This is a genomic window from Nonomuraea thailandensis, from assembly GCF_024172165.1.
GTDB classification, from domain to species: domain Bacteria; phylum Actinomycetota; class Actinomycetes; order Streptosporangiales; family Streptosporangiaceae; genus Nonomuraea; species Nonomuraea thailandensis.
In genome coordinates, this window is sequence record NZ_JAMZEB010000002.1 from 2,103,547 (window position 1) to 2,127,576 (window position 24,030).

The following is a 24,030-nucleotide window of genomic DNA, read 5'->3' on the forward strand; positions in this document are numbered from 1 at the left end:
TACGAGCCTCACCCGCCACGCGCCTTCGCGCCGCCCGGAGCCGTGAACCGCCGCGGGGTCAGGGGCCGGCCCGGCTCACCAGGTGTAGAAGCCCTGTCCCGTCTTGCGGCCCAGGTGCCCGGCGGCGACGAGGTCGCGCAGGATGCGCGGCGGCTCGAAGCGGGGCCCGAGCTCGCGGGCCAGGTGCTCGGCGATGGCCAGACGCACGTCCAGGCCGACGATGTCGGTGGTGCGCAGCGGCCCGACCGGGTGGCGGTAGCCGAGCGTCATCGCGGTGTCGATGTCGGCGGCGCTCGCCACCCCCTCCTCCAGCATCCGCATCGCCTCCAGCGCCAGGCACACCCCGAGCCGGCTGCTGGCGAACCCCGGCGAGTCCGTCACGGTGATCGGCGTCTTGCCGAGCGCCGCCACCCAGCCCTGTGCCCGCGTCAGCAACTCGGGCTCCGTACGCGGCCCCGCGACGATCTCCACGAGGTCGCTCACCGGGACGGGGTTGAAGAAGTGCAGGCCCAGGAAGCGGCCGGGCGCCGACAGCCCGGCGGCGAGCCCCGCCAGCGACAGGCTGCTGGTGTTGGTGGCGAGCACCGCCCCGGGCGCCTGCTTCTCGGCGACGGCCAGCACCTCCGCCTTCAGCGCCGCGTCCTCGGGAACGGCCTCGATCACCAGCTCGCAGCCGGCCAGCCCGGCGGGATCGGCGGTGGCCCGCAGCCGCGAGGCCGCCGCCTGCGCGGGCTCGGTGAGCGTGCCCTTCGCGGCGGCCTTGGCCAGGCTGTCACCCACCCTGTCGCGCGCCGCGCCGGCCGTATCGGCGGAGCTCTCGACGATGACGACGTGGCCGCCCGCGACGAGGAACGCGTGCGCGATGCCGGCCCCCATCCGCCCGCCGCCGACGACTCCCACGGTCCTGGGCAGGTCAGCGTTCATCGCTTGCCTTCCTTCCTGTTGCGCCGCTCCAGGAACGCCGTCATGCGCGCCTGCTTCTCCTCGGTCTCGAACAGCACCGCCTGTGCCACGTCGTCCACGAACGGGTGCGCGCCGCGCGGGGCGTGGAAGACGGCCTTCATCAGCCGCGTCGCCAGCGGCGCCTGCGCCGCGATCCGGTCGGCCAGCAGGTGGCCGGTGGCGAGCAGGTCGTCCGGCTGCACGACCTCGTTGAGCAACTGCACGGACAGCGCCTCCTCCGCCGTCAGCACGCGGCCCGCGAGCAGGATCTCCTTGGCCAGCGGCTCCCCGACGAGCTCGGCCAGCCGCCAGGCGGCGCCGGCGGCGGCCAGGATGCCGAGGCCCGTCTCGGGGTTGCCGATGCGGGTGCGCGGGGTGCCGATCCGGAAGTCGCAGGCGTAGGCGAGCTCGGCGCCGCCGCCGAGGGCGTAACCGTCGAGCAGGCCGATGGTGGGCATCGGGAGCTTGTGGATCCGGTCGAAGATCCTGGAGTTGATGCCGCGCAGGGCGTCGTCGCGGCCCCGCTCGCGGAGCTGGGCGATGTCCGCGCCGGCGGCGAACGTGGTGCCCTCGCCGGTGATCAGGACGACCTTCGGGTCGGCCTCGACGGTGGCGCAGGCGTCGTGCAGGGCGCGTACCAGGTCGTGGTCGATCGCGTTGCGCACCTCGGGACGGTTGAGCCGCCACACGACCCGGTCCTCGCCCTCCTCGACGAGGAGACCCGGCCCGCCGTTCGCGGCGGGCTCGCGGCTCCTGCCCGATCCGCGGTTCGTGGCGGGCCCGCCGTTCGGCTCCTGCCCGCCGCTCATGCCCGCTCCACCAGGAGCGCGCTGCCCTGGCCGACGCCCACGCAGAGGGTGGCCAGGCCGCGCCGGCCGCCCGTGCGTTCGAGGCGGCCGAGCAGCGTGACGAGGATGCGCGCGCCGGAGGCGCCGAGCGGGTGGCCGAGGGCGATCGCGCCGCCGTCGGCGTTGACCCGTTCGAGGTCGAGCCCGAGGTCGCGGACGCAGGCCAGCGACTGGGCGGCGAACGCCTCGTTGAGCTCGACGGCGTCGAGGTCGCCGACGTCCCAGCCGGCGCGTTCGAGGGCCTTGCGGGTCGCGGGCACGGGGCCGATCCCCATGATCTCGGGCGGCACCCCGGCATGCGCGGCGGCCACGAGCCGGGCCCGAGGCGTCAGGCCGTGCCGCTCCAGGAAACGCTCGCTCACCACGACGACGGCCGCGGCTCCGTCGTTGAGAGAGCTGGAGTTGCCCGCGGTGATGACACCGCCGGGGCCGTGGATCGGGCGCAGGCGGGCCAGCCGCTCCAGGCTGGTGTCCGCCCGCGGCCCCTCGTCGGCCTCGATCAGCTCCTCGACCGCGCCCTCACCGGGCGCGCCCTTCCGCGCCGCACCCTTGCCGACCGGCACCGCGACGATCTCGTCCGCGAACCGGCCCTCCTTGGCCGCCGTGACCGCCCGCTGGTGGGAGCGGAGCGCGAACGCGTCGAGCTCGTCGCGGGTGAGCCCCCACCGCTCGGCGACGGTCTCGGCGGTCTGCGGCATCGAGGCGGTCGTGGCGGTGTCGAAGCGCGGGTTGGTGAAGCGCCAGCCGATCGAGGTGTCGAAGGACGCGCCCGGCTTGGCGAACGCCTTGGCCGGCTTCTCCAGCACCCACGGCGCCCGGGTCATCGACTCCACGCCGCCCGCGACGACGACGTCGGCGTCCCCGGCGGCGATGAGCGCGCGGGCGGTGGTGACCGCGGTGAGCCCGGAGGCGCAGAGCCGGTTGACGGTGAAGCCGGGCACCGAGTCGGGCAGGCCCGCCAGGAGGGCGGCCATGCGGGCCACGTTGCGGTTGTCCTCGCCCGCCTGGTTGGCCGCGCCCAGCACCACCTCGTCCACCAGGCCGGGGGCGATGCCGGCGCGGGCGACGGCCTCCCGTACGACGAGGGCGGCCAGGTCGTCGGGGCGGACGTGGGCGAGCGCGCCGCCGTAACGGCCTATCGGCGTCCGCACGCCGGAGACGACGAAGGATTCGGGCACGTGCAGCTCCTGTGATCGGTGAACGGTTCGGGACGGCCGGCGTGGCCCGGGTCAGGCGTCGTAGTCGATGGTCACCTGCTCGCCGACCGGGTACGTCTGGCAGGTCAGCACGAACCCGGCGGCGACCTCGGCCGGTTCGAGCGCGTAGTTGCGGCGCATGTCCGCCTCTCCTTCCCGCACGACGGCCCGGCACGTCCCGCAGACCCCGCCCTTGCAGGCGAACGGCAGGTCACCGCGGCCGGCCTGGGCGCCGTCGAGCAGCGTCGTCTCGCGGGAGACCGTGGAGGTGGTCCGCAGGCCGTCGAGCACGGTGGTCAGCTCCGTCGTGGCGCCGGAGAGCTCGTTCCCTGCGCGGCGGGGCGGCGGGGGAGGGGCGTCGGCGTAGAAGAGCTCGACGTGCACGCGCTCCGGCGGCACGCCCAGGCCGGCGAGCACCGTACGGGCCTCCTCGACCATCTGCAGCGGCCCGCACAACCAGACGTGGTCGAACACCTCCACCGGGACGAGACCGGTCAGCAGCCGGCGCAGCCGGTCGCCGTCGAGCCGCCCCGACAGCAGCTCGACGTCGCGCGGCTCCCGCGAGAGCGTGTGCACGACCTGGAGCCGCGGGCCGTAGCGGTTCTTCAGGTCGCCGAGCTCCTCGGCGAACATGACGGTGCGGCTGGTGCGGTTGCCGTACAGGAGCGAGACGTGGGCGCCGGGATGGGTCAGGACCGTCGAGGCGACCGACAACATCGGCGTGATGCCGGAGCCGGCGGCGACGCACAGGTGCCGCTCGCCCAGGCCGGGGTCGGCCCGCCAGGAGCCGGTGGGCGGCTGCACCTCGATCACGGTGCCGGGCCGCACCTCGTGCACCAGCCAGGAGGAGAACAGGCCGCCGGGGATCTCCCTGACGCCGATGCGCGGAGCGGCGCCGGCGGGGGCGCAGATCGAGTACGAGCGGCGGTGCTCGCGGCCGTCGATGACGCGGCGCAGGGTGAGCGACTGGCCGGCCCTGAAGGCGTACGCGTCGCGCAGCTCGCCGGGGACGGCGAAGGTGATCGCGGCGGCGTCGTCGCACAGCCGGTCCACGGCCGCCACGGTCAGCGGATGGAAGACGGCGGCCCTGGACGGGGCGGGCGCGAGCGTGGTCATCGGTCAGATCTCCTTGACGTGCTCGAACGGTTCGAGGCAGTCGGTGCAGCGGTAGAGGGCCTTGCAGGCGGTGGCGCCGAACTCCGAGGTGAGGCGGGTGGCCGCCGAGCCGCAGCGGGGGCAGGGCGGCGCGGGCCGGGGCGGGCCGCTGAGCGTGAGCAGCACGGGGCCTGCCCGCCGGGGGGCGGGGCCGGGCGCGGACAGCCCGGCGGCGTGCAGGGCGGCGCGGCCCCGTTCGGAGATCCAGTCGCTGGACCAGGCCGGGTGGAGCACGACCCGCACCTCGACCCGGTCGAAGCCCGCGTCGTTGAGCCGGTGGACGAGGTCGTCGCGCATGGTCGCCATGGCGGGGCAGCCGGTGTAGGTCGGCGTGATCGAGGCGATGACGACCTCGCCGCCGTCCGCGTCCCGTTCCACCTCGACCCCGCGCAGCACGCCCAGGTCGGCGAGGGTGAGCATCGGCATCTCGGGATCGCGCACCTCCCCGGCGGCCTCGACCGCCCGCCGCCTGGCGTCGGGCGCTCGGGTGGCAGTGGCCTCGACCGCCCGCCGCCCGGCGTCCGCCGCCTCGCAGGCCCGGGAGGGGGCGGGCCGGTCGGTGCTCACCAGCGCCCGCTCGGGTGGGCGCGGGCGACCACCTGCATCTCGGCGAGCAGGCGGCCCAGAGCCTCGGTGTGCAGGCCGTCGCGGCCCGTCCGCCCGCCGACGCCCGCCAGCGGCGCCCGCTCGGGACGGGGCACGCCGCTGACGGTGAGCACCTGGTCGAGGACGGCGTCCACCTCCTCGCGCAGCGACGCGGGATCCACGCCGACGCCCGACTCCGCCAGGGACCCTTCCAGCGGGTGCGCGGCGACCAGCTCGCCCTGCAGCGGCCACAGCTCGTCGAGGGCGGCCAGGAGCCTGCGGTGCGACTCCTCGGTGCCGCGCGCCAGCGTGAGGAACCAGCGCCCGGCCCAGTCCCGGTGGTAGGCGACCTCCTTGACGCCCTTGGCCGCCACGGCCGCCAGCACCTGGTCGCGGCTCGTCCGCAACCGCTCCAGCAGCGCCAGCCGGGCCGTGGAGAACAGCAGCAGCCGCACCACGACGTGCGCGAAGTCCCCGTTGGCCACCTCGGCCAGCCGCACGTTCCTGAAGTCGCGGTCGTCGCGGAAGAAGGCCAGGGCGTCCTCCGGCGGCACCGGCGAGCCCTCGGGCAGGGCGGGCACGACGCCGGGGTCGGCGGCGGCCGCGCGGGCCAGGAGCAGGCGGGCCTGCCCGAGCAGGTCGAGGGCCATGTTCGCGAGCGCGATGTCCTCTTCCAGGTCGGGCGCGCGGCTGCACCACTCCGACAGGCGCTGCGAGATGATCAGCGCGTCGTCGCCGAGCATCAGGCAGTACGCGGCCAGCTCGGCGGGGTCCACGCCGCCGGGCGTCGTGGTGTCGACGCCGGCCAGCGGGTCCTCGAAGTCGGTGCCGAAGGCCCACTGGGAGGAGTCGCCGCCGAGCAGGCCGTCGAAGACGCTGCCGTGTTCGTCGCTCATGGTGTCCGGTCCGTTTCTCACATGTGCGGGACGTCGGCGGGGATGTCGTAGAACGTGGGGTGCCGGTAGACCTTGTCGCCGTTCGGCCCGAACAGCGGGTCCTTTTCGTCGGGGCTGGAGGCGGTGATGGCGTCGGCGCGGACGACCCAGATGCTGACGCCCTCGTTGCGGCGGGTGTAGACGTCGCGGGCGTGGCGCAGGGCCATCGTGTCGTCCGGGGCGTGCAGCGATCCGACGTGCACGTGGTTGAGTCCGCGCTTGCCGCGCACGAACACCTCGTAGAGCGGCCACTCCCGCCGGTCGGCGCTCATCGGGCGGCCTCGGCGCTCTCGCGGACAGCGCTCTCACCAGCAGCGCTCTCGCGGACAGTGCTCTCACGGGCGGCGAAGGCGGTGGCGGCCTCGCGTACCCAGGCGCCCTCCTCGTGGGCGGCCCTGCGGTGCGCCAGCCGCTGCGCGTTGCACGGCCCGTCACCGCGGATGACGGCGGCCAGCTCCCGCCAGTCGGGCTCGCCGAAGTCGTAGTGCCCGCGCTCCTCGTTCCAGCGCAGGCCGGGGTCCGGCAGCGTCACCCCGAGCGCGTCGGCCTGCGGGACGGTCATGTCCACGAACTTCTGGCGCAGCTCGTCGTTGGAGTTGCGCTTGATGCCCCACGCCATCGACCGCTCGCTGTTGGGCGACTGTGCGTCAGGCGGCCCGAACATCATCAGCGACGGCCACCAGAACCGGTCGACGGACTCCTGCACCATGGCCCGCTGCTCGCCGGTCCCGCGCATCATGGTCATGAGCAGCTCGTACCCCTGTCGCTGGTGGAACGACTCCTCCTTGCAGATGCGGATCATCGCGCGGCCGTAGGGGCCGTAGGAGGTGCGGCAGAGCGGCACCTGGTTGCAGATCGCGGCCCCGTCCACGAGCCAGCCGATCGTGCCGACGTCGGCGTACGACAGCGTCGGGTAGTTGAAGATCGAGGAATATTTCTGCCTGCTGGTGAGCAGCAGCTCGGTCAGCTCGGCGCGGGAGACGCCCAGGGTCTCGCAGGCGGAGTACAGATAGAGCCCGTGCCCCGCCTCGTCCTGCACCTTGGCCAGCAGGATCGCCTTGCGCCGCAGGGACGGCGCGCGGCCGATCCAGTTGCCCTCGGGCTGCATGCCGATGATCTCGGAGTGCGCGTGCTGGGCGATCTGGCGGACGAGCGTCCTGCGGTAGGCGTCCGGCATCCAGTCCCGGGGCTCGATCCGGTCATGGCGGTCGATGGTCGCGTCGAACGCGGCCTGCAGCTCCGGCTCCGCCGGGATCGTCGTCATCTTCCCTCCGAGACACATCACTCTTATTTACTTATCGCTCGGTCAGTAATACGGTGACACGGGTCGGGGTCTTCGCGCAACAGGTCCCGGGGAACGGAGACCCTGGGGAAAGGAGACAGCGTGAGCGCGCTGCTGGAGAGCTACGCCGCCGGACGATGGTCCCGCGCGGCAGACGACGGTGAACCGCTGCTCGACGCCGCCACGGGCGAGGAGGTCGCGCGGATCTCCAGCCGGGGCCTGGACGTCGCGGCCATGGTCAGGCACGCCAGGGACACCGGCGGTCCCGCGGTGCGCGCCCTGACCTTCCACGAGCGGGCGGCCCTGCTCAAGGCCCTGGCCAAGCACCTGCTGGAGCGCAAGGAGGAGCTGTACGCGCTGTCCGTGCGCACCGGCGCCACCGCCCGCGACACCGCAGTGGACGTCGACGGCGGCATCGGCACCCTGTTCAGCTACGGGAGCAAGGGCGTCAGGGAGCTGCCGAACGACACGGTCGTCCTCGACGGCGGCCTGGAGCGCCTGGGCAAGGGCGGCACCTTCGCCGGCCAGCACCTCTACACCTCCCGGCCGGGCGTGGCCGTCCAGATCAACGCCTTCAACTTCCCCGTCTGGGGCATGCTGGAGAAGCTCGCGCCCGCCTTCCTCGCCGGCCTGCCCACGATCGTCAAGCCCGCGAGCCAGACCGCCTACCTCACCGAGCTGGCCGTCCGGCAGATCATCGAGTCGGGGATCCTGCCCGAGGGCACGCTGCAGCTCCTGGCCGGTTCGGCGGGCGGGCTGCTCGACGAGCTGACGATCCAGGACTCCGTGGCCTTCACCGGCTCGGCGCACACGGCGGGCATCCTGCGCCGCCACCCCAACGTGCTCGACGACGGCGTGGCGCTCAACGTCGAGGCCGACTCGCTCAACTGCTCGATCCTCGGCCCCGACGTGCGGCCGGACGATCCGGAGTTCGACCTGTTCGTCAAGGGCGTCGTCACCGAGATGACGGTCAAGGCCGGGCAGAAGTGCACGGCCATCCGCCGGGTGCTCGTCCCCGCCGGGATGACCGGCCAGGTGATCGACGCGCTCGCCGACCGCCTCGGCAAGGTGAGCGTCGGCGACCCGCGCAACCCCGACGTGCGGATGGGCGCGCTGGCGAGCCTCGGTCAGCGCGAGGAGGTGCGCAAGGCCGTCGAGGCGCTGCTCGCGAACGCCGAGGTCGTCTTCGGCGAGCCCAAGGGCGCGGCCCTGCTCGACGGCGACCCCGAGCGTGGCGCGTTCATGACCCCGCTCGTGCTGCGCGCCCGGCCGGGAGCCGTCGAGCCGCACGACGTGGAGCCGTTCGGGCCGGTCAGCACGGTGATCGGCTACGACGGCCTGGACGAGGCGATCGCGCTGGCCGCCAGGGGCAAGGGCAGCCTCGTGGCCTCCGTCGCCACCCACGACCCCGGCGTGGCCCGCTCCGTCGTGCTCGGGCTCGCGCCGTGGCACGGCCGCGTGCTCGTCCTCGACAGGGACGACGCCAAGGAGTCCACCGGGCACGGCTCCCCGCTGCCCGTCCTCGTGCACGGCGGCCCTGGGCGGGCCGGCGGCGGCGAGGAGCTCGGCGGCATCCGCGGGGTGCTGCACCACATGCAGCGCACCGCCGTCCAGGCGTCCCCCGACCAGCTCACCGCCGTCACGGGGCGGTGGACGACGGGCTCGGCACGCGCCGAGTCCGGCGTGCACCCGTTCCGCAAGTCGCTGGCCGAGCTGCGGATCGGCGACACGATCGCCTCCGCGCCGCGCACGGTGTCGCTCGCCGACATCGACCACTTCGCCGAGTTCACCGGCGACACGTTCTACGCGCACACCGACCCCGAGGCCGCCGCACGCAACCCGCTGTTCGGCGGCATCGTCGCCCACGGCTACCTGGTCGTGTCGCTGGCCGCCGGGCTCTTCGTCGACCCGGCGCCGGGCCCCGTGCTGGCCAACTTCGGCGTCGACTCGCTGCGCTTCCTCACCCCGGTCAAGGCCGGCGACACCATCGCCGTGACGCTGACCGTCAAGCAGATCACCCCGCGCAGCAACGCCGACTACGGCGAGGTCCGCTGGGACGCCGTGGTGACCAACCAGGAGGACCAGCCGGTCGCCACCTACGACGTGCTCACCCTGGTCGCCAAGACCTGGGACGCCCGGTGAACGGGGCTCCGGTCGTCGTCGAGCGCGACGGCGCCGTGGCCGTCGTGACGCTGAACCGTCCCGAGCGGCGCAACGCGCTGGACGGCAAGACGAAGGCGGCGCTGCGCGGCGCGCTGGAGGACGTCGCCGCCGACGCCGCCGTCCGGGCCGTGTTGCTGACCGGGGCGGGCGGCGCGTTCTGCGCCGGGCAGGACCTGGCGGAGCACGCGGCGGCGCTGCGCGACGATCCCGCGCACGCGTTCGACACCGTGGAGGAGGACTACGCGCCCGTCGTCCGGCTGCTGGCCACGATGGACAAGCCGGTCGTCGCGGCCGTCGGCGGCACCTGCGTGGGCGCTGGGCTGGCCCTCGCGCTGGCCTGCGACGTGCGGGTGCTCGCCGAGGACGCCGTCTTCGCCACGGCGTTCAGCGCGATCGGCCTGACCTGCGACTCCGGGCTGTCGGCGACGCTCACGCGGGCGGTCGGCGAGGCGCGGGCCAGGGAGCTCGTCCTGCTCGCCGAGCCGTTCGGCGCGCAGGAGGCGGTCGCGTGGGGCATCTCGGGGCGCGTGGTGCCGCGCGACGAGGTCGGCACGCAGGGCCGGGCGCTGGCGGCCAGGCTCGCGGCCGGGCCGACCGCCGCCTACGCGGAGTCCAAGCGGCTCATCGCGCAGGCGTGGGGGCGGGACCTCGCGGCCACGCTGGCGGCCGAGGCGCGGGCCCAGGCGCGGCTGGGCCTGAGCGCCGACCACGCCGCCGCCGTGGAGGCGTTCCTGGCCAAGCGCAAACCCGTCTTCGAGGGCCGCTGAGCGTCACGCGCGGGGCGGGCCGTCGAGCTCGGCGGCCACGCGGGCGGCGGTCTCGCGCAGCCAGATGTGGGCGGCGTCGTGGCTGTGCACCGGGTGCCACCACAACGCCTCCTGCAGCGGCACGGCCTCGAAGGGGCACGGCAGCGCGCGTACGGGAGCCAGCCCGCGCAGCAGCGCGGCCAGCCGCCGCTGCACCAGCGCGACCCTTCGCGTGCCCGCGACCAGCGCCGGCAGGAGCTGGAAGCTCTGCACCGACACCTCCACGTCCGGCTCCAGCCCCAGCATGGTGAGCTGCCGGGTGACGGGGGCGTCGAAGGTGCGCTGGTAGACCACCCACGGCAGCCGGGCCAGGTCGTCCATGGTGACGTCGCCGGGGTGGTCGTCGGAGACCAGGCACACCCACTCGTCGCGGTAGAGCTCGACGGCGGGCATGTCGGAGATGACGCCGTGCGGCATGAGCATGCCGTCCACGCCTGACAGCAGGGCGTCCGGGTTCTCCACGAGGTCGCGCGGCACGTGCCGGAAGTGCAGCCGCACGCCCGGCGCCTCCTCGTGCAGCACGCGCGCCAGCCGCGCCCCGAAGACGGCGATCGCGTAGTCGGAGGAGAGCAGCGTGAAGTCGCGCTGCTCCACGCCGGGCTGGAAGCCGGCGCGGCTGGTGAAGAGCCGTTCCAGCACCGCGCAGGCGTTGGCCACCGGCGCGCGCAGCGCGGTGCCGAGCGGGGTCAGCTCGTAACGGTTGCCCTGCCTGACCAGGAGGTCGTCGGCGAAGTGGCGGCGCAGCCTGGCCAGGGCGGCGCTCATCGCGGGCTGGCTCAGCCCGACGCGCAGGCCGGCGCGGGTGACGTTGCGCTCCTCCAGCAGGGCGCGCAGGGCGACCGTGAGGTTGAGGTCGAGGTTGGCGAGGTTCACAGGCCTATCCATGTCATGGATGGTAGGGATCCAAAGAATCGATTTCCCAGATCTCTCCGGATGGCTCAAGGTTAAGGCACCGCCTCCGGAGGAAACCTCGTGGAAACATCCCCGCACCTCGCCGGCCCGTTCGCGCTCGGCACCTTCTCGGCCGGCTCCGGCCCCGCCTTCCCCGGCCTCGTCGCCGGCGACCGGGTGCTCGACCTGAGCGAGCACGCCCCCACCACGCGCGCGCTGCTGGAGCGCTGGGACGACGTCCTGCCGCTGCTGCGCGACGCCGCCACTGCCGCGGCGGGGGAGTGGCGCCCGCTGGGAGAGCTGCGCGTGCACGCCCCGGTCGAGCCGCGCCAGATCCTGCAGTCCGGCGCCAACTACCGCACCCACGTCATCGACCTGGCCGTGGCGCACGAGCCGCCCGGCGGCCGGCCCGCCGAGCAGGTGCGCGCCGAGGTCGCGGCGATGATGGACCGGCGCGCGGCCGAGGACCAGCCGTACGTGTTCATCGGCCTGCCGTCCTCGGTCACCGGCCCGTACGACGACGTGGTCATCCCGTCGTGGTGCACGAAGCCGGACTGGGAGCTGGAGCTGGCCGCGGTGATCGGCCGCCCGGCCCACCGGGTCGGCCCTGAGTCGGCGCTCGACCATGTCGCGGCGTACACGATCGCCAACGACATCACCGCCCGCGAGCTGGTGTTCCGCCGCGACATGCCGGAGATCGGCACCGACTGGCTGCGCGCCAAGAACGCGCCGACCTTCACGCCGCTGGGCCCGTACCTGGTGCCGGCCGCCTTCGCCGGCGACCCCGGCGACCTGAAGGTGACGCTCAAGCTGAACGGTGAGGTCATGCAGGACGAGTCCACCAAGGACATGATCTTCGACGTGGCGCGCCTGGTGTCCTACGCCTCCCAGACCGTCGAGCTGCTGCCCGGCGACCTGGTGCTGACCGGCAGCCCGGCGGGCAACGGCCTGCACCACGGCCGCCTGCTGCGCGACGGCGACGTCATGGAGGGCACGATCACCGGCCTCGGCACGCAGCGGAACGGGTGCCGCGATGAACGCTGAGCAGGCCATCGCCGAGGCGGCGGCGAAGTACTCCAACTGGGGCCGCTGGGGTGCGGACGACGTGCTGGGCACGGTCAACTTCATCGGCCCGGCCGAGCGCCGCGCCGCCGCCGCGCTGGTCCGGCGGGGCGAGGCGTTCTCGCTGTCGCAGCGCTTCGACGCCGACGGCCCGCAGAAGGGCTGGCGCCGCCGTACCAACCCGGTGCACACCATGACCGACACCGGTCTCGACGCCGTGCACGGCGACCAGGGCTTCCCGCACGGGTTCGGCGGCGCGGACGACGTGATCGCCATGCCGCTGCAGTGCTCCACCCAGTGGGACGGCCTCGGCCACATCTTCGACCACGGCCGGGCCTGGAACGGCCGCCCCGCCGACCAGGTCGTCACCAGCGAGGGCGACCGGGTCACCGGCATCGAGCACCTGGCCGCCCCGGTGGCCGGGCGCGGCGTGCTGCTGGACGTCGCCGCCGTGTACGGCGAATTGCCCGACGGCTTCGCCATCACCGAGGAGCACCTGACCGCCACCGCCGAGGCGTACGGCGTCCGCGTCGGCCGCGGCGACCTGGTGTGCGTGCGCACCGGCCGCCTCGCCAGGGCCAGGCGCGAGGGCTGGGGCGACTACGCGGGCGGCCCCGCGCCCGGCCTGTCGTTCTGGAGCGCGGGCTGGCTGCACCGCACCGAGATCGCCGCCATCGCCACCGACACGTGGGGCTTCGAGGTGCGCCCCAACGAGTTCGACAACGCGTTCCAGCCGCTGCACCAGGTCGTCATCCCGCACCTCGGCCTGCTCGTCGGCGAGATGTGGGACCTGGACGCGCTGGCCGCCGACTGCGCCGCCGACGGCGTCCACGAGTTCTTCCTCACCGCCCCGCCGCTGCCGATCACCGGCGCGGTCGGATCCCCCGTCAACCCCCTGGCGCTTAAGTGAGGCGGCCATGCCCGCAATCGAGAACGTCCTGATCGTCGGCGCCGGCACCGCCGGCTCCGCCCTGGCCATCCTGCTCGCCCGCGCCGGCGTCACCGTGGACGTCGCGGAGGTCGAGCCGGGCCCGACCGCGCTCGGGTCGGGCATCACGCTGCAGGGCAACGCGCTGCGCGTGCTGCGCGACCTCGGCGTGTGGGAGCAGGTGAGCGCGGCCGGGTTCGCGTTCGACTCGCTCGGGCTGCGCACGCCCGGCGGTGACCTGCTCGCCGAGATCCCCGACGCGCGCACCGGCGGCCCGGACCTGCCCGCCACGCTCGGCATGAACCGCCCGGAACTGGCCGCGATCCTGGCCGCCGCCGTGCGCGACGCCGGAGCGCGCGTCAGGTACGGACTGACGGTGCACGCCGTGTCGGACACCGGCGAGGTGACCTTCTCCGATGGCACCGCCGGACGCTTCGACCTGGTCGTCGGGGCGGACGGCATCCGCTCGCACGTCCGCGGCCTGATCGGCGTCGACGCGGCGCCCGAGCCCGTCGGCATGGGCATCTGGCGCATCCACACCCGCCGCCCCAAGGACGTCGAGCGCACCGACCTGATCTACGGCGGCCCCTGCTTCATCGCCGGCTACTGCCCGACCAGCGCCGACACCATGTACGCGTACCTGGTCGAGCAGGCCAGGCCCAGGGAGGCCGTCGGCGACAAGGCCGCCCACATGCGCGCGCTGGCCGAAGGCTACGGCGGCGCCTGGGACGAGATCCGCGCCGACATCACCGACCCCGGCCGCATCAACTACACCTGGTTCGAGTCGCTGCTCGTGGACCGCCCGTGGAACCGCGGCCGGGTCGTGCTGATCGGCGACGCCGCGCACGCCTGCCCGCCCACCCTGGCCCAGGGCGCCGCCCAGTGCCTGGAGGACGCCGCCGTCCTCGCCGAGCTGCTGCTCGCCGCCGACCGGCTCGGCCAGGACCTGTTCGAGGCGTTCATGGACCGCCGCCACGACCGGGTCAAGGCCGTCGTCGAGGCGTCGGTGCAGCTCGCCCGCTGGCAGCTCGACGGGGTGCGCGACGCGGACGTGCCCGGCCTGATGGCCAGGATCGCGGGAACGGTGACCCAGCGCCCATGATCACCGTTGACGTGCACGCGCACGTCCTGCTGCCCGCGATCGAGCAGGCCGTGGCCGGCCGCCCGGGGCTGGAAGCCCACCGGGAGCTGGACGCCCGCCGCAACGGCCCCGGCGCGCTCGCCGTGTCGGGCGCGATGATCGGCGAGCGGATCGGCCTGCTCACCCGCGTGGCCGACCGGCTGGCGGCGATGGACGCGGCCGGGGTGGACGCGCAGGTCGTCTCCCCGTCGCCGTCGCACTACCACTACTGGGCCGGCGACGACCTGGCCGCGGAGGTGTGCCGCCTGGCCGCCGAGGGCGTCGCCGAACACGTCGCGCAGGCCCCCGGCCGGCTGCACGGGCTCGGCCTGGCTCCGCTCCAGCACCCCGAGCTGCTGGTCACCGCCCTGGACCAGGCGCTCCGGCTGGGGCTGAAGGGCGTGGAGATCTCCTCCCACGCGCCCGGGAACGCCGCCTCCCCGCGCGGCCGGGAGCTGTCCGACCCGGCCTACGAGCCGTTCTGGGCGCGTGCCGCCGAGACGGGCGCGGTCGTCTTCCTGCACCCGTTCGGCTGCACGCTGGACGAGCGCCTGGACCGCTGGTACCTGTCCAACCTCGTCGGCCAGCCCGTCGAGAACGCCGTCGCGCTGTCGCACCTGATCTTCTCCGGCGTGCTCGACCGGCATCCGGGGCTGAAGCTGCTGGCCGCGCACGGCGGCGGCTACCTGCCGTACTACCTGGGCCGCTCGGACCACGGCCGGCGGGTGCGGCCCGACGCCCGCGGCTGCGCCCGCGAGCCCAGCAGCTACCTGCGCGACCTGCACTTCGACTCGCTCACCCACGACCCGGCCGCGCTGCGCGAGCTGGTCCGCGTCGCCGGGCCCGAACGGGTGCTGCTCGGCTCCGACTTCCCCTTCGACATGGGCGAGCCCGACCCGCTCGCCGCCCTGCGCGCGGCCGGGCTCGCGGACACCCCCGTCCGCGGCGCCAACGCCGTCCGGCTCTTCGACCTGAAGGATCCTTCATGAGACTCATCACGCACCTGCGGCACGTGGACCTGGCCGTGCCCGACTACGGCAAGCAGCGCGACTTCTACTCCGGCGTGTGGGGCCTGACCGAGGTCGCAGGCGACAGCGGGATCTCGTTCCTGGCCGCCGAGGGCTCGCCCGAGCAGTACGTCATCCGGCTGCGCAAGGCGGAGGAGAAGCGGCTCGACCTGATCTCCTTCGGCGCGGCGACCCCGGCCGACGTGGACGCCCTGGCCGAGCGGCTGCGCGCCGCCGAGGTGCGGCTCGTCTCCGAGCCCGGCAAGCTCGACACCCCCGGCGGCGGCTACGGCTTCCGCTTCTTCGACCTCGACGGCCGCACCGTCGAGGTGTCCGCCGACGTCGCCGTCCGCAGGCACCGCAGGCTGGAGGCCAAGGAGTCCGTCCCGGTGCGCCTGTCGCACGTCGTGCTCAACGCCCCCGACATCGACGCCACCCGTGCCTGGTACGAGACCCACCTCGGCTTCGCCCTGTCCGACACCCTCGCCCACCCGCACATGGGCCAGGTCATGCACTTCATGCGCTGCAACCCCCAGCACCACAGCATGGCCATCGCCCGCGGCCCGCACGCCAGCCTGCACCACATCAGCTTCGAGCTGCGCGGCCTGGACGAGTACATGTACGGCACCGGCAGGCTGCTGCGCGCCGGCGTCCGCATGATCTGGGGCCCCGGCCGCCACCTGGCCGGCGACAACACCTTCTCCTACTTCATGGACCCGCACGGCAACACCGTCGAGTACACCACCGAGCTGGAGGAGCTGGACGAGGACGCCTGGCACCCGCACGTGTACGACTTCTCCCAGCCGGAGGTCACCGACCAGTGGGGGACCGCCAACCCCATGAACGAGCTGGTCGCCAAGGAGTCGTTCAACGACGTCGACCGCGGCGTGTTCGTCGCCCCGCCCGTCTGATGAGGATCGCCACCTTCACCCACCAGGGCCGCACCCGCTCCGGCCTCGTGGACGGCGGCATGGTCAGGCCGCTGCCCGACGGGGTCGGCCCGCTCGACGCGCTCCAGGGCGCCGTGACGGGCGAGCCGGTCCCGCTGGCGGAGGTGCGGCTGCTCGCGCCGTTCCAGCCGCCCACCGTCCGCGACTTCGTCGCCTTCGAGGAGCACGTCGAGGGCGTGCGCAGGAGCATCGACGGCCGAGCGGGAGTGCCCGACGCCTGGTACGACGCCCCCGCCTTCTACTTCACCAACCCCTACGCCGTCATCGGTCCCCACGACGACGTGCCGATCCCGCCCGGCTGCCGGGTCTTCGACTTCGAGCTGGAGGTGGCCGCCGTCATCGGCAGGGCGGGCCGCGACCTCACCCCCGCGCAGGCCCGCGACCACATCGCCGGGTACCTGATCATGAACGACTGGTCGGCCCGCGACCTGCAGAGCCGCGAGATGCAGGTCAACCTGGGCCCCGCCAAGGGCAAGGACACCGCGACCACGCTCGGCCCGTGGCTGGTCACCGCGGACGAGCTGGAGCCGTACCGGGACGCCGGCGGTTTCCTGCGCCTGGCGCTCACCGTCAGCGTCAACGGCACGGAGATCGGCCGCGACCTGCTGTCCAACATGGGCTGGCCGTTCGAGGAGCTCGTCGCCTACGCCTCGCGCGGCACCTGGGTTCGCCCGGGCGACGTGCTCGGCTCCGGCACCTGCGGCAACGGCGGCTGCCTGGCCGAGCTGTGGGGCCTGCGCGGCAGGCAGGACCCGCCGCCGCTCGGGCCGGGCGACGTGGTCGAGATCGAGGTCGAGGGCATCGGCGCCGTCCGCAACACCGTCGTGGCCGGCGTGGATCCGGTGCCGCTGCCGGGGGCCCGCCCCCGCCCGCGGCACCGTCCATGACGCTCTCGCGCTAGCCGCAGTGCTCGAAGGGGCTGGTGTAGGAGCTGCTGCCGATGGAGCCGCCCCACTTGACGCACTGGCCGGGAGCGGACCGCACGACGGGCCCCGCGTAGTAGCTGAAACTGCCCGCGTTCGTCGTCCTGGTGGCGCCCTGCGGTTCGAGGAAGGCCGACATCGACGACGGTGATCCGACGTTCGTGGTCTTCAGGGTCACGACGCAGTTGTTGCCGTTGCCGGAGTTGTAGAGCAGGTAGGTCCGGCCGCCCGTGAGGGCGGCCGAGTCGATGACGCCGTAGCCGTCGCCGCAGACCTCCTCGGGCGTGTACGGGTTGCCGCCGCACGCGTTCGTGCTGGTGACGGCCTTCTTCTGGCCCAGGGAGACGGTCACGCCGTCCACGGTGGGGCTGGTGTCCACCGCTCCGGTCGAGGTCCGCTGCTCGTAGTGCAGGTGCGGGGCGGTGGAGCCGCCCGTCGAGCCGACCGTGCCGATCGTGGTGCCCTGGCCGACGCTCATCGAGCCGCCGGCCGCGCGCGCCATGGTGGCGAGGTGGGCGTAGCGGGTCCTGCTGCCGTCACCGTGACGGATCTCGATCCACTTGCCGTAGCTGGTGTTGCCCGCGTCGTAGAAGTACGCGGTGCCGGCGGCGGTGGCGCGTACGGTCTCACCGTTGATGTCGTCGCCGCCGTAGTCCTGCCAGTCGAGCGAGCCGGAAGGGCTGTGATCGGGGGTCCAGTTGTTCGCGTTGAACGTCTTTCCGCAGGTGAAAGGACTCTTGTGGGTGGTGGCCAGGGCCTCGACGGGGTCCGCGGACGCGGGCTGGGGGAGCAGCGCGGCCGCGAGGGCGAGGGCCGCCGAGGGCAGGGCGAATGTTCCGATCTTGGGCATGCTCACCTCGTGAAGCAGGGGGTGGAGGGGTACGGTCGAACGCCCAATCTCTCCGCCCCGGTGGAGGGGCGGCTTGATCGTGAAGATATCCTCGAAAGTTCTCTTCATCAATCCTGATTGCATGAAAATTTCCGGCTTCCCTGGTGGCCGGGCGATGACGTGCCCAGGCTGCCTCTTGTCACAGGCCGGCAGGCTTCGTCGTCTAACAGGTATGCAGTCGCGGAGAGCGGACCCCGGCCCAGCGGACCTCGCGCGTGAGTTCGAGCGGTACCGGCCGCACCTCACCGAGGTCGCCTACCGCATGCTCGGCACGCTGACCGACGCCGAGGACGCGGTCCAGGAGGCCTACCTGCGCCTCACCCGCGCGCGCCGCAGCGAGCCGCGGGACGTACGCGCCTGGCTGACCACGGTGGTCGCCCGGATCTGCCTGGACGAGCTGGGATCCGCCAGGGCCAGGCGGGAGAGCTACGTCGGGCAGTGGCTGCCCGAGCCGCTCGTCGGCGCCTCACCGGCGCCCGGCCCGGAGGACCGGGTGACCCTGGACGAGTCGGTCAGCATGGCGGTGCTCGTCCTGCTCGAATCGCTCAGCCCCGCGGAGCGGACCGCCTTCGTGCTGCGCGACGTCTTCGGCCTGTCCTACCCGGAGGTCGCGCGGACCGTGGGCCGCAGCGAGGCGGCCTGCCGCCAGCTCGTGGCCAGGGCCAGAGGTCACGTCCGCGCCCGCGCGCCCCGCTTCACCCCCGACCAGGGCCAGCACGCCGACGCCGTCGAGGCGTTCGCCCAGGCGTGCTTCCACGGCGGCGTCGAGGACCTGGTCCGCGTCCTCGACCCCAAGGTGGTGCTGCGCTCCGACGGCGGCGGCCTGGTGCCAGGGGTGGCGCGCCGCCCCGTCACCGGCGCGTTGAACGTCGCGCGGCTGCTGCTCGGCGTCACGGCCAGACGCGCCGTCACGCCGCGGCCGAGCACGGTCAACGGCTCGCCGGGCCTGGTGTTCGAAGCCGGCGGGGCCGTCGTCGGCGTGATGGGCTTCACCGTGGCCGGCACCCTGATCACCGAGCTCGACCTCGTCGTCAACCCCGACAAACTCCGCCGGGTCCGGCACAACTGAAGGAGGAACGCACATGTCATCACTCGCGTACACCCGCCAGGGCGCGGGCGAGCCCCTCGTGCTGCTGCACGGTCTCGGCTCCATGCGCGACGCCTGGAGCCCCGTCATCCCCGCCCTCGCCGAGCGGTTCGACGTCCTGGCCGTGGACCTGCCCGGCTTCGGGGAGTCGGAGCCGCTGCCCGAGCGCATCGAGCCGTTGCCCGCCGCCCTGGCGGCGATCGTGGCGGACTTCCTGCAAGGTCTCGGCATCACCTCGCCGCACCTCGCCGGCCACTCGCTCGGCGGTTGGGTGGCACTCGAACTCGCCGCCATCCGCCCGGCCGCCTCGCTCACCCTGGTGTCACCGGCCGGCCTGTGGCGCGGCGCCACGCCGCTCTACCAGCGCGCCAGCCTGCGCATGATCCGATGGGGCACCGAGCACGCCACCGGCCTGCTGTCCCGCCTGGTCGACCATCGCCTGGGCCGCGTCCTCGTCCTCGGCCAGACCCACGCCAGACCCACCCGGGTGCCGCCCGACCAGGCCCGCGCGAGCATCCGGGCCATGGGCCGCTGCCCCGGCTTCGCCGCCACCCTCAAGGCCACCGCCAAGCGCCGCTACCTGGCGGGATCGCCGCTCAGCGTGCCGACGACGGTCGCGTTCGGCTCCCGCGACCTGCTCCTCCTGCCCGGCGTAGCCCGTCACCTCGACGAGCTCCCGGCCGGCACCCGCGTCGGGTCGCTGCCCGGCTGCGGCCACGTCTGCATGACCGACGACCCCCAGGCCGTCGTCGCCCTCATCACCGAATCCGCGCTCCGCCCTGGAACGTTCCACTCCTGAGGGAGCGCCCCCTCGCCCGTCAGCCCGGCAGGCGCAGCCTGCAGATCGGCTCGGCACACAGCTCGGTCGTCGTCGCGCGAGGATCGGGTGGCTCGATCGACACCCTGTCGCCCCACCGGCTGTAGCGGGTGTCGACCCGCACGGTCCTGCCGGCCAGGTCACCCAACACGTCCCTGACCGCGGGACTTCCGTCGGCCTGGTAGGTGCTCCGCACCCTGCTCACCAGGCCCGCCGGGGTCAGGGTGAGGGTGTAGGACAGCGCGGTGCCGGTCTTCCAGCCGGGGCTCGCGTGCTGCGCCCAGGCGGAGACCTCCTCCAGCTCATCGAAGGTGATCGAGCCGGTCACCGTGTTCCCGCTCACCTGGCCGTTCTTCAGCAGGGCGGCCAGGGTCGCGGGCTCCGCCGGATTGACGAGCTGCTGGTCGTGGCCGAAGAGCTCGGTGTGGAAGAGATGGAACTGGTGCGCGTTCTTCCACCAGGTCCATCTCTCCGGGAGCAGCGTCGCGGCGAGGCCGCCGGATCGATAGGCGGTGCCGCCGACGTCATGGTTGAAGCCGATGGAGCGCTCGCGGCCGTGCTCGCCCCCGGTGACGGTGACGTCGAGGGCCTTGACGCCGCCCTTCTCCCCGGTCTCGAGGACACCCGAGCGCCGGTGTCCCGCTCGCTCCCCGGCGTTGTCCAGGACGGTGGCCGTCTCGGTGAAGTGAACGCCCCGCCCCGGCCCCAGGACGGCCTTCAGCACCCGTACGGCGTCCTCGGCCTCGGCGGGCACGGGAGCGCCCGCCACCAGCAACGCGGCACAGACCGCCAGAGCGGTGATCATCCGCCTCATGACGACGATCATGCCGTAGCCGGATCACGTCCGGGGCACGGGCCGGGCTCTCTCCCGGCTCAGTCGCCGCCGCCTCCGCCCCCGCCGCCGTCACCGCCCGAGGAACCGCTGTCGCTGCTGCCGCTGTCGCCTCCGCCCCAGCCGATGCCGCTGGAGTACGACATGCCGGTGCGGCCGGACCCCCGCCGCCGCCTGGAGGGCCGGCTGGTCAGGGAGCCGAGCATGCTCACGATGATGACCACGAACGCGAGCACGAAGACCGCCGCCAGAATCATCGAGAACGTCACAGGATCATCCCCCCGAAAGTCCTAGAAACCGCCTTGCCCTGCCTACGGTAGACACGGCGTCCGCCCCCCGATGGGTTTTGCTCCTTTTGCTGCCCGGTACGGGGCCGGTCAGGGGAGCGGCGCCGTGCGGCGGGAGCCGGTCACGACGAGGGCGAGGCAGGCCAGCGCCGCGGTGGCCACCGCGGCCAGCATGACCGGGTAGGACAGCCAGGCCGACAGGGTGGCCAGCAGGGTGGGGAGCAGGAAGCCCGCGTAGGCGAGCGTGTAGTAGATCCCGGTCAGCCCGGCCAGGTCGTCCGCCCCGGCCATGCGCTGGATCTCCAGCAGCCCCGACACCACCGAGATGCCGTACGCGGCTCCCAGCACGGCGGCGGCGCCGGCCGCGAGCCAGGGCGACAGCACCACGGCGTTGGCCGCGCACAGCGCCGCGCCGAGCAGCATCACGCTCATGGCCACCACGGGGGCGGCCCCGCGCAGCCTCTTGGCCACGGGCTGCACGGCCACGCCCATGCCCAGCGTCAGCACGGTCAGCCCGGTCGCGTACGCCAGCCCCCACGAGCCCACGCGCGAGTCGACGAGCTGGGGCATGACGGCGTACGCCAGCCCGGCCGCGCCGAACACCCACGGAGCCATCGGCAGCACCACCAGCCGGAACCGCCTGCGGGCAGGCGTGGGGACGCGCAGGTCGTCGGCCAGCGCGCGCAGCAGCCCGCGCATCGGCAGCGCCGGCCGGGTCTCCGGCACCCGCAGGAGCAGCACCGGGATCGCCGCGGTGAGCAGCACGTGCACGACGTACGGCGTCACCATGGGCGCCGGCCCCCACTGCGCCAGCGCGCCCGCCACTCCGGCTCCGAGCCCGAACCCCGCCGTCTGGCAGAGCGAGGCGCGGCGCGCCGGCAGCCCGCTGTCGCCTCCCTCCGACAGCTCCTTCACCCAGCTGGTGCCCACGGCCATGGCGATGCCGACCGCGAAGCCGGCGATGAGCCGGCCCGCGTAGATCGGCCAGGCGCCCTGCCCGCCGAAGCAGAGCACCAGGCTCGCCAGGGCCGAGGCGACGGTGCCCGCCACCAGCACGGGACGCCGCCCGCGCCGGTCGGACACGGGGCCGGCCAGCAGGAGCCCCGGCACGAGCCCCACGACGTACGCGCCGAGGAAGGCGTCGACGCTGAGCGCCGAGTAGCCGCCCTGCTGCCGGTACATCAGCAGCAGCGGCGTGAACTGGTTGCCGCCCCAGCCGCAGGCGAACATCGCCGCGGCGACGCCGCGCCAGGCGTTCGGGCGGGACCCGGCGGCAGGCACGGGCGCGGCCTGCGAGGTGTGGAGCATGGTCGGAGCAGGGCTTTCGTCGGTCGGGCTCGGGGGAGCGTGGTTCAGCGGGCCGGGCCGTGCGTGGCCGTGAGGTGGCTGAGCAGGGCCGCGGAGAAGGCGGCGTTGTCGCCGTCGCGGAGATGGCCGAGGAGGGTCTCGTGCTCGGCCGCCAGCAGGGGCAGCCGCTCCGGCCGCAGGCGCAGCGCGAAGATGCTCATCCGCCGCTGCCGGTCGCCCAGCGTGGCGTAGAACCGGCCGGCCAGCCGGTTGCCCGACGCCTCGACGATGCAGCGGTGGAACGCCTCGTCCGCGTGGGCGAACGCGGTGACGTCCGCGGCCTCGGCGAGGGCCCGCTGGCGTGACAGCAGCTCCAGCATCCGCTCGTGGTGCTCGTCCGGCAGGCCGGTGCGCGCGATGCGCTCGGCCGCGGACCGTTCGAGCGCCAGCCGCAGCTCCAGCACGTCGGCCGCCTCTCCCGGCGGGACCGGCACCACCACCGCGCCGCGTTTGGGATGCAGCGCCAGCAGCTCCTCCGACTCCAGCCGCAGGAACGCCTCCCTGACCGGGGTCCTGCTCACCCGCACCCGCTCGGCGATCTCGCCCTCGCTGATGAGGCTGCCGCCGGGCAGCTCGCCGGACAGGATCAGCTCCTTGGTCACCGCGTAGGCGGTGTGCGCGGCGGACGGGCGCTTCGCGGGATCGGCCATGCGCGCAGCGTATCAGGTATGGATGCATGCTTGTATCTATGATGTCCGCACGGTTCCGGCGGGCGACCCGTGGTCGGTAGGGTGGCCGACCTGGAGGCGTTTGGATCATGGACGAGCTGGCTCCGGAGGAGCTGAAGGGCGTCGGGCCGCCGTGGTGCCTGACCGGGCCGCCGGCCCGAGGGGACGCGGCGCGGGCCCAGGAGAGCACGCCGGGCGCCATCGCGCAGGCCCTCGACGTCCTCGACCGGTGCCGGCGCTGGGCCGCCGCGCACCCGCACCCGCTGAGCGTGTACGACCAGGTCGTGCTCTCCCCGGTGCTCGCGCCGATGGGCGACTCGTGGGGCCGGTGGTGGCATCGGTTCGAGAAGCTGATGCCCACGCTGGACGACATCCGCCGCTCCCGCGTGGCGGCCCTGGCCGAAGAGGGCGCCCGCGCGGAGCCGGGCACGGAAGCGGGCCCTGAGGCGGGCCCTGAAGCGGGCCCTGAAGCGGGCACTGAAGCGGGCACTGAAGCGGGCCCGGGCGTGGGCTCGGGCGCGAGCGCGGGCTTGGAGCCGTCGCCGGAGATGATCATCGAGCTGGCCCGCGTCTGGGCGGACGGGCTGCCGCCGGTGCTCGCCGGCCAGGTGAGCGGCTGGCTGCGCGAGCGGCTCGGCGCGGCCGGCACGCCGGCCGACCGCCGGCGCTACTTCTCCCTGCTCGCCGCGAGCGTCCCGAACCTCGGCGAGTACGGGAACGGCATGGTGACCCACCTGGAGATGGCGGGCGGCCTCGACGCGACCGCCTACCTCCTCAGCATCCAGCGCGACCCCCGCACGGGGCACACGGCCCGCCGCATCGCCGGTGAGTACCTGCGGACGATGGAGCGCCACGCGTACCCGGGCGGTGAGGACCTGCCGGCGGAGATCTGGCGGCGGCGCGGCAAGTGCCTGGCGGGCGTGTGGCGCGGATTCGTCCGCCGGCACGGCGGCCCTGCCGAGGACCAGCTGCTGGAGCTGCTGTTCCTCGACGGCGACTCGATCCAGATCTGGGCCGGGTACGAGGGGCGGCTGCGGTTCGAGGACGGGCGGTCCGGCGAGCCGTACGAGGAGTGCCGGATCGTGGACGACGACGGCGAGGAGGGGTACCTGCTGACCGACGACGTGATCTGGTACCTGCGCGACGAACGCGAGCGGGCGGCGGCCGCCGTCGGGCGCACGCTCAGCGACTTCAGGCTGTTCGGCGACGACGGGAACCAGGGGCTGGAGCTGCGCTTCGAAGCCGGGTCGGTCACCCTCCAGGTGATCGCCGACCTGCGGTTCGCGATCACCTGGAAGGGGTGACGCCCG

General features: G+C 73.9%; 25 protein-coding genes. 11 read left to right on the forward strand and 14 right to left on the reverse strand.

Going from position 1 to position 24,030, the window contains the following annotated elements; all coding sequences use genetic code 11:
- Positions 1-75: 75 nt before the first annotated feature.
- From HD597_RS13630 to paaA, 8 genes are all read right to left on the reverse strand, one after another.
- On the reverse strand, positions 76-924 hold the full coding sequence (locus HD597_RS13630; protein WP_253742397.1) for a 3-hydroxyacyl-CoA dehydrogenase family protein: 849 nt from the start codon (positions 922-924) through the stop codon (positions 76-78).
- The gene (locus HD597_RS13635) at positions 921-1,751 is read right to left on the reverse strand and encodes an enoyl-CoA hydratase/isomerase family protein (protein ID WP_253742398.1); all 831 of its coding nucleotides are present in this window, start codon (positions 1,749-1,751) and stop codon (positions 921-923) included. Before HD597_RS13635 ends, HD597_RS13630 begins: the two co-directional genes overlap by 4 nt.
- On the reverse strand, positions 1,748-2,968 hold the full coding sequence (locus HD597_RS13640; protein WP_253742399.1) for a thiolase family protein: 1,221 nt from the start codon (positions 2,966-2,968) through the stop codon (positions 1,748-1,750). The genes HD597_RS13635 and HD597_RS13640 overlap by 4 nt, the downstream gene beginning before the upstream one ends.
- Positions 2,969-3,019: 51 nt before the next feature.
- Positions 3,020-4,102, reverse strand: coding sequence for a 1,2-phenylacetyl-CoA epoxidase subunit PaaE (gene paaE, locus HD597_RS13645; RefSeq protein WP_253742400.1), 1,083 nt, complete (start codon positions 4,100-4,102; stop codon positions 3,020-3,022).
- A gap of 3 nt (positions 4,103-4,105) precedes the next feature.
- Positions 4,106-4,582, reverse strand: a complete 477-nt coding sequence (paaD, locus tag HD597_RS13650; RefSeq protein WP_253759345.1) for a 1,2-phenylacetyl-CoA epoxidase subunit PaaD — start codon at positions 4,580-4,582, stop codon at positions 4,106-4,108.
- 122 nt (positions 4,583-4,704) lie between these two features.
- Positions 4,705-5,622 carry a 1,2-phenylacetyl-CoA epoxidase subunit PaaC gene (gene paaC, locus HD597_RS13655; protein WP_253742401.1) on the reverse strand — a complete coding sequence of 306 codons (918 nt, stop codon included), beginning with the start codon at positions 5,620-5,622 and terminating at the stop codon, positions 4,705-4,707.
- Positions 5,623-5,639: 17 nt separating this feature from the next.
- Positions 5,640-5,933, reverse strand: a complete 294-nt coding sequence (paaB, locus tag HD597_RS13660) for a 1,2-phenylacetyl-CoA epoxidase subunit PaaB (protein ID WP_253742402.1) — start codon at positions 5,931-5,933, stop codon at positions 5,640-5,642.
- Complete coding sequence (gene paaA, locus HD597_RS13665) at positions 5,930-6,925, reverse strand: 1,2-phenylacetyl-CoA epoxidase subunit PaaA (protein ID WP_253742403.1); 996 nt, start codon at positions 6,923-6,925, stop codon at positions 5,930-5,932. The genes paaB and paaA overlap by 4 nt, the downstream gene beginning before the upstream one ends.
- A 120-nt stretch (positions 6,926-7,045) precedes the next feature.
- Here paaA and paaZ point away from each other — a divergent pair, with 120 nt between their 5' ends.
- Both paaZ and HD597_RS13675 read left to right on the forward strand, forming a co-directional pair.
- Positions 7,046-9,085 (forward strand): phenylacetic acid degradation bifunctional protein PaaZ, encoded by a 2,040-nt coding sequence (gene paaZ, locus HD597_RS13670; RefSeq protein ID WP_253742404.1) that lies wholly within the window; start codon positions 7,046-7,048, stop codon positions 9,083-9,085.
- Positions 9,082-9,873 carry an enoyl-CoA hydratase/isomerase family protein gene (locus tag HD597_RS13675; protein ID WP_253742405.1) on the forward strand — a complete coding sequence of 264 codons (792 nt, stop codon included), beginning with the start codon at positions 9,082-9,084 and terminating at the stop codon, positions 9,871-9,873. The genes paaZ and HD597_RS13675 overlap by 4 nt, the downstream gene beginning before the upstream one ends.
- Positions 9,874-9,876: 3 nt before the next feature.
- Here the strand turns inward: HD597_RS13675 and HD597_RS13680 are convergent, their stop codons facing one another.
- Positions 9,877-10,797, reverse strand: coding sequence for a LysR family transcriptional regulator (locus HD597_RS13680; RefSeq protein WP_253742406.1), 921 nt, complete (start codon positions 10,795-10,797; stop codon positions 9,877-9,879).
- Positions 10,798-10,884: 87 nt separating this feature from the next.
- Between HD597_RS13680 and HD597_RS13685 the strand changes: the two genes are divergently transcribed.
- The 6 genes from HD597_RS13685 to HD597_RS13710 are packed head-to-tail and all read left to right on the forward strand — an operon-like array spanning position 10,885 to position 16,757.
- On the forward strand, positions 10,885-11,847 hold the full coding sequence (locus HD597_RS13685) for a fumarylacetoacetate hydrolase family protein (protein WP_253742407.1): 963 nt from the start codon (positions 10,885-10,887) through the stop codon (positions 11,845-11,847).
- Positions 11,837-12,775 carry a cyclase family protein gene (locus tag HD597_RS13690; RefSeq protein WP_253742408.1) on the forward strand — a complete coding sequence of 313 codons (939 nt, stop codon included), beginning with the start codon at positions 11,837-11,839 and terminating at the stop codon, positions 12,773-12,775. Before HD597_RS13685 ends, HD597_RS13690 begins: the two co-directional genes overlap by 11 nt.
- Before the next feature lie 7 nt (positions 12,776-12,782).
- Positions 12,783-13,895 carry an FAD-dependent monooxygenase gene (locus HD597_RS13695; protein ID WP_253742409.1) on the forward strand — a complete coding sequence of 371 codons (1,113 nt, stop codon included), beginning with the start codon at positions 12,783-12,785 and terminating at the stop codon, positions 13,893-13,895.
- A complete protein-coding gene (locus HD597_RS13700; RefSeq protein ID WP_253742410.1) occupies positions 13,892-14,902 on the forward strand; it encodes an amidohydrolase family protein in 1,011 nt (336 codons plus the stop codon). The genes HD597_RS13695 and HD597_RS13700 overlap by 4 nt, the downstream gene beginning before the upstream one ends.
- Positions 14,899-15,831 carry a VOC family protein gene (locus tag HD597_RS13705; protein ID WP_253742411.1) on the forward strand — a complete coding sequence of 311 codons (933 nt, stop codon included), beginning with the start codon at positions 14,899-14,901 and terminating at the stop codon, positions 15,829-15,831. Before HD597_RS13700 ends, HD597_RS13705 begins: the two co-directional genes overlap by 4 nt.
- A complete protein-coding gene (locus HD597_RS13710) occupies positions 15,831-16,757 on the forward strand; it encodes a fumarylacetoacetate hydrolase family protein (RefSeq protein WP_253742412.1) in 927 nt (308 codons plus the stop codon). The genes HD597_RS13705 and HD597_RS13710 overlap by 1 nt, the downstream gene beginning before the upstream one ends.
- Before the next feature lie 10 nt (positions 16,758-16,767).
- Here HD597_RS13710 and HD597_RS13715 read toward each other — a convergent pair whose 3' ends face one another.
- Complete coding sequence (locus tag HD597_RS13715; protein ID WP_253742413.1) at positions 16,768-17,643, reverse strand: M23 family metallopeptidase; 876 nt, start codon at positions 17,641-17,643, stop codon at positions 16,768-16,770.
- A gap of 211 nt (positions 17,644-17,854) precedes the next feature.
- Here HD597_RS13715 and sigJ point away from each other — a divergent pair, with 211 nt between their 5' ends.
- Together sigJ and HD597_RS13725 are read left to right on the forward strand one after the other, a co-directional pair.
- A complete protein-coding gene (gene sigJ, locus HD597_RS13720) occupies positions 17,855-18,751 on the forward strand; it encodes an RNA polymerase sigma factor SigJ (RefSeq protein ID WP_253742414.1) in 897 nt (298 codons plus the stop codon).
- 13 nt (positions 18,752-18,764) lie between these two features.
- Positions 18,765-19,568, forward strand: coding sequence for an alpha/beta fold hydrolase (locus HD597_RS13725; RefSeq protein WP_253742415.1), 804 nt, complete (start codon positions 18,765-18,767; stop codon positions 19,566-19,568).
- A 19-nt stretch (positions 19,569-19,587) separates the two neighbouring features.
- On the opposite strand, the gene HD597_RS13730 is transcribed toward HD597_RS13725, so the two are convergent.
- The 4 genes from HD597_RS13730 to HD597_RS13745 all read right to left on the reverse strand — a co-directional run bounded on the left by HD597_RS13730 (position 19,588) and on the right by HD597_RS13745 (position 22,702).
- The gene (locus HD597_RS13730) at positions 19,588-20,400 is read right to left on the reverse strand and encodes a hypothetical protein (RefSeq protein WP_253742416.1); all 813 of its coding nucleotides are present in this window, start codon (positions 20,398-20,400) and stop codon (positions 19,588-19,590) included.
- 59 nt (positions 20,401-20,459) lie between these two features.
- Entirely contained in the window at positions 20,460-20,687 is a 228-nt protein-coding gene (locus tag HD597_RS13735) for a hypothetical protein (protein ID WP_253742417.1), read from the reverse strand.
- A gap of 108 nt (positions 20,688-20,795) precedes the next feature.
- On the reverse strand, positions 20,796-22,013 hold the full coding sequence (locus HD597_RS13740) for an MFS transporter (protein ID WP_253742418.1): 1,218 nt from the start codon (positions 22,011-22,013) through the stop codon (positions 20,796-20,798).
- 44 nt (positions 22,014-22,057) lie between these two features.
- Positions 22,058-22,702 (reverse strand): GntR family transcriptional regulator, encoded by a 645-nt coding sequence (locus HD597_RS13745; RefSeq protein ID WP_253742419.1) that lies wholly within the window; start codon positions 22,700-22,702, stop codon positions 22,058-22,060.
- A gap of 107 nt (positions 22,703-22,809) precedes the next feature.
- On the opposite strand from HD597_RS13745, the gene HD597_RS13750 reads away from it, so the two are divergent.
- On the forward strand, positions 22,810-24,024 hold the full coding sequence (locus tag HD597_RS13750; protein ID WP_253742420.1) for a hypothetical protein: 1,215 nt from the start codon (positions 22,810-22,812) through the stop codon (positions 24,022-24,024).
- Positions 24,025-24,030: the final 6 nt, after the last annotated feature.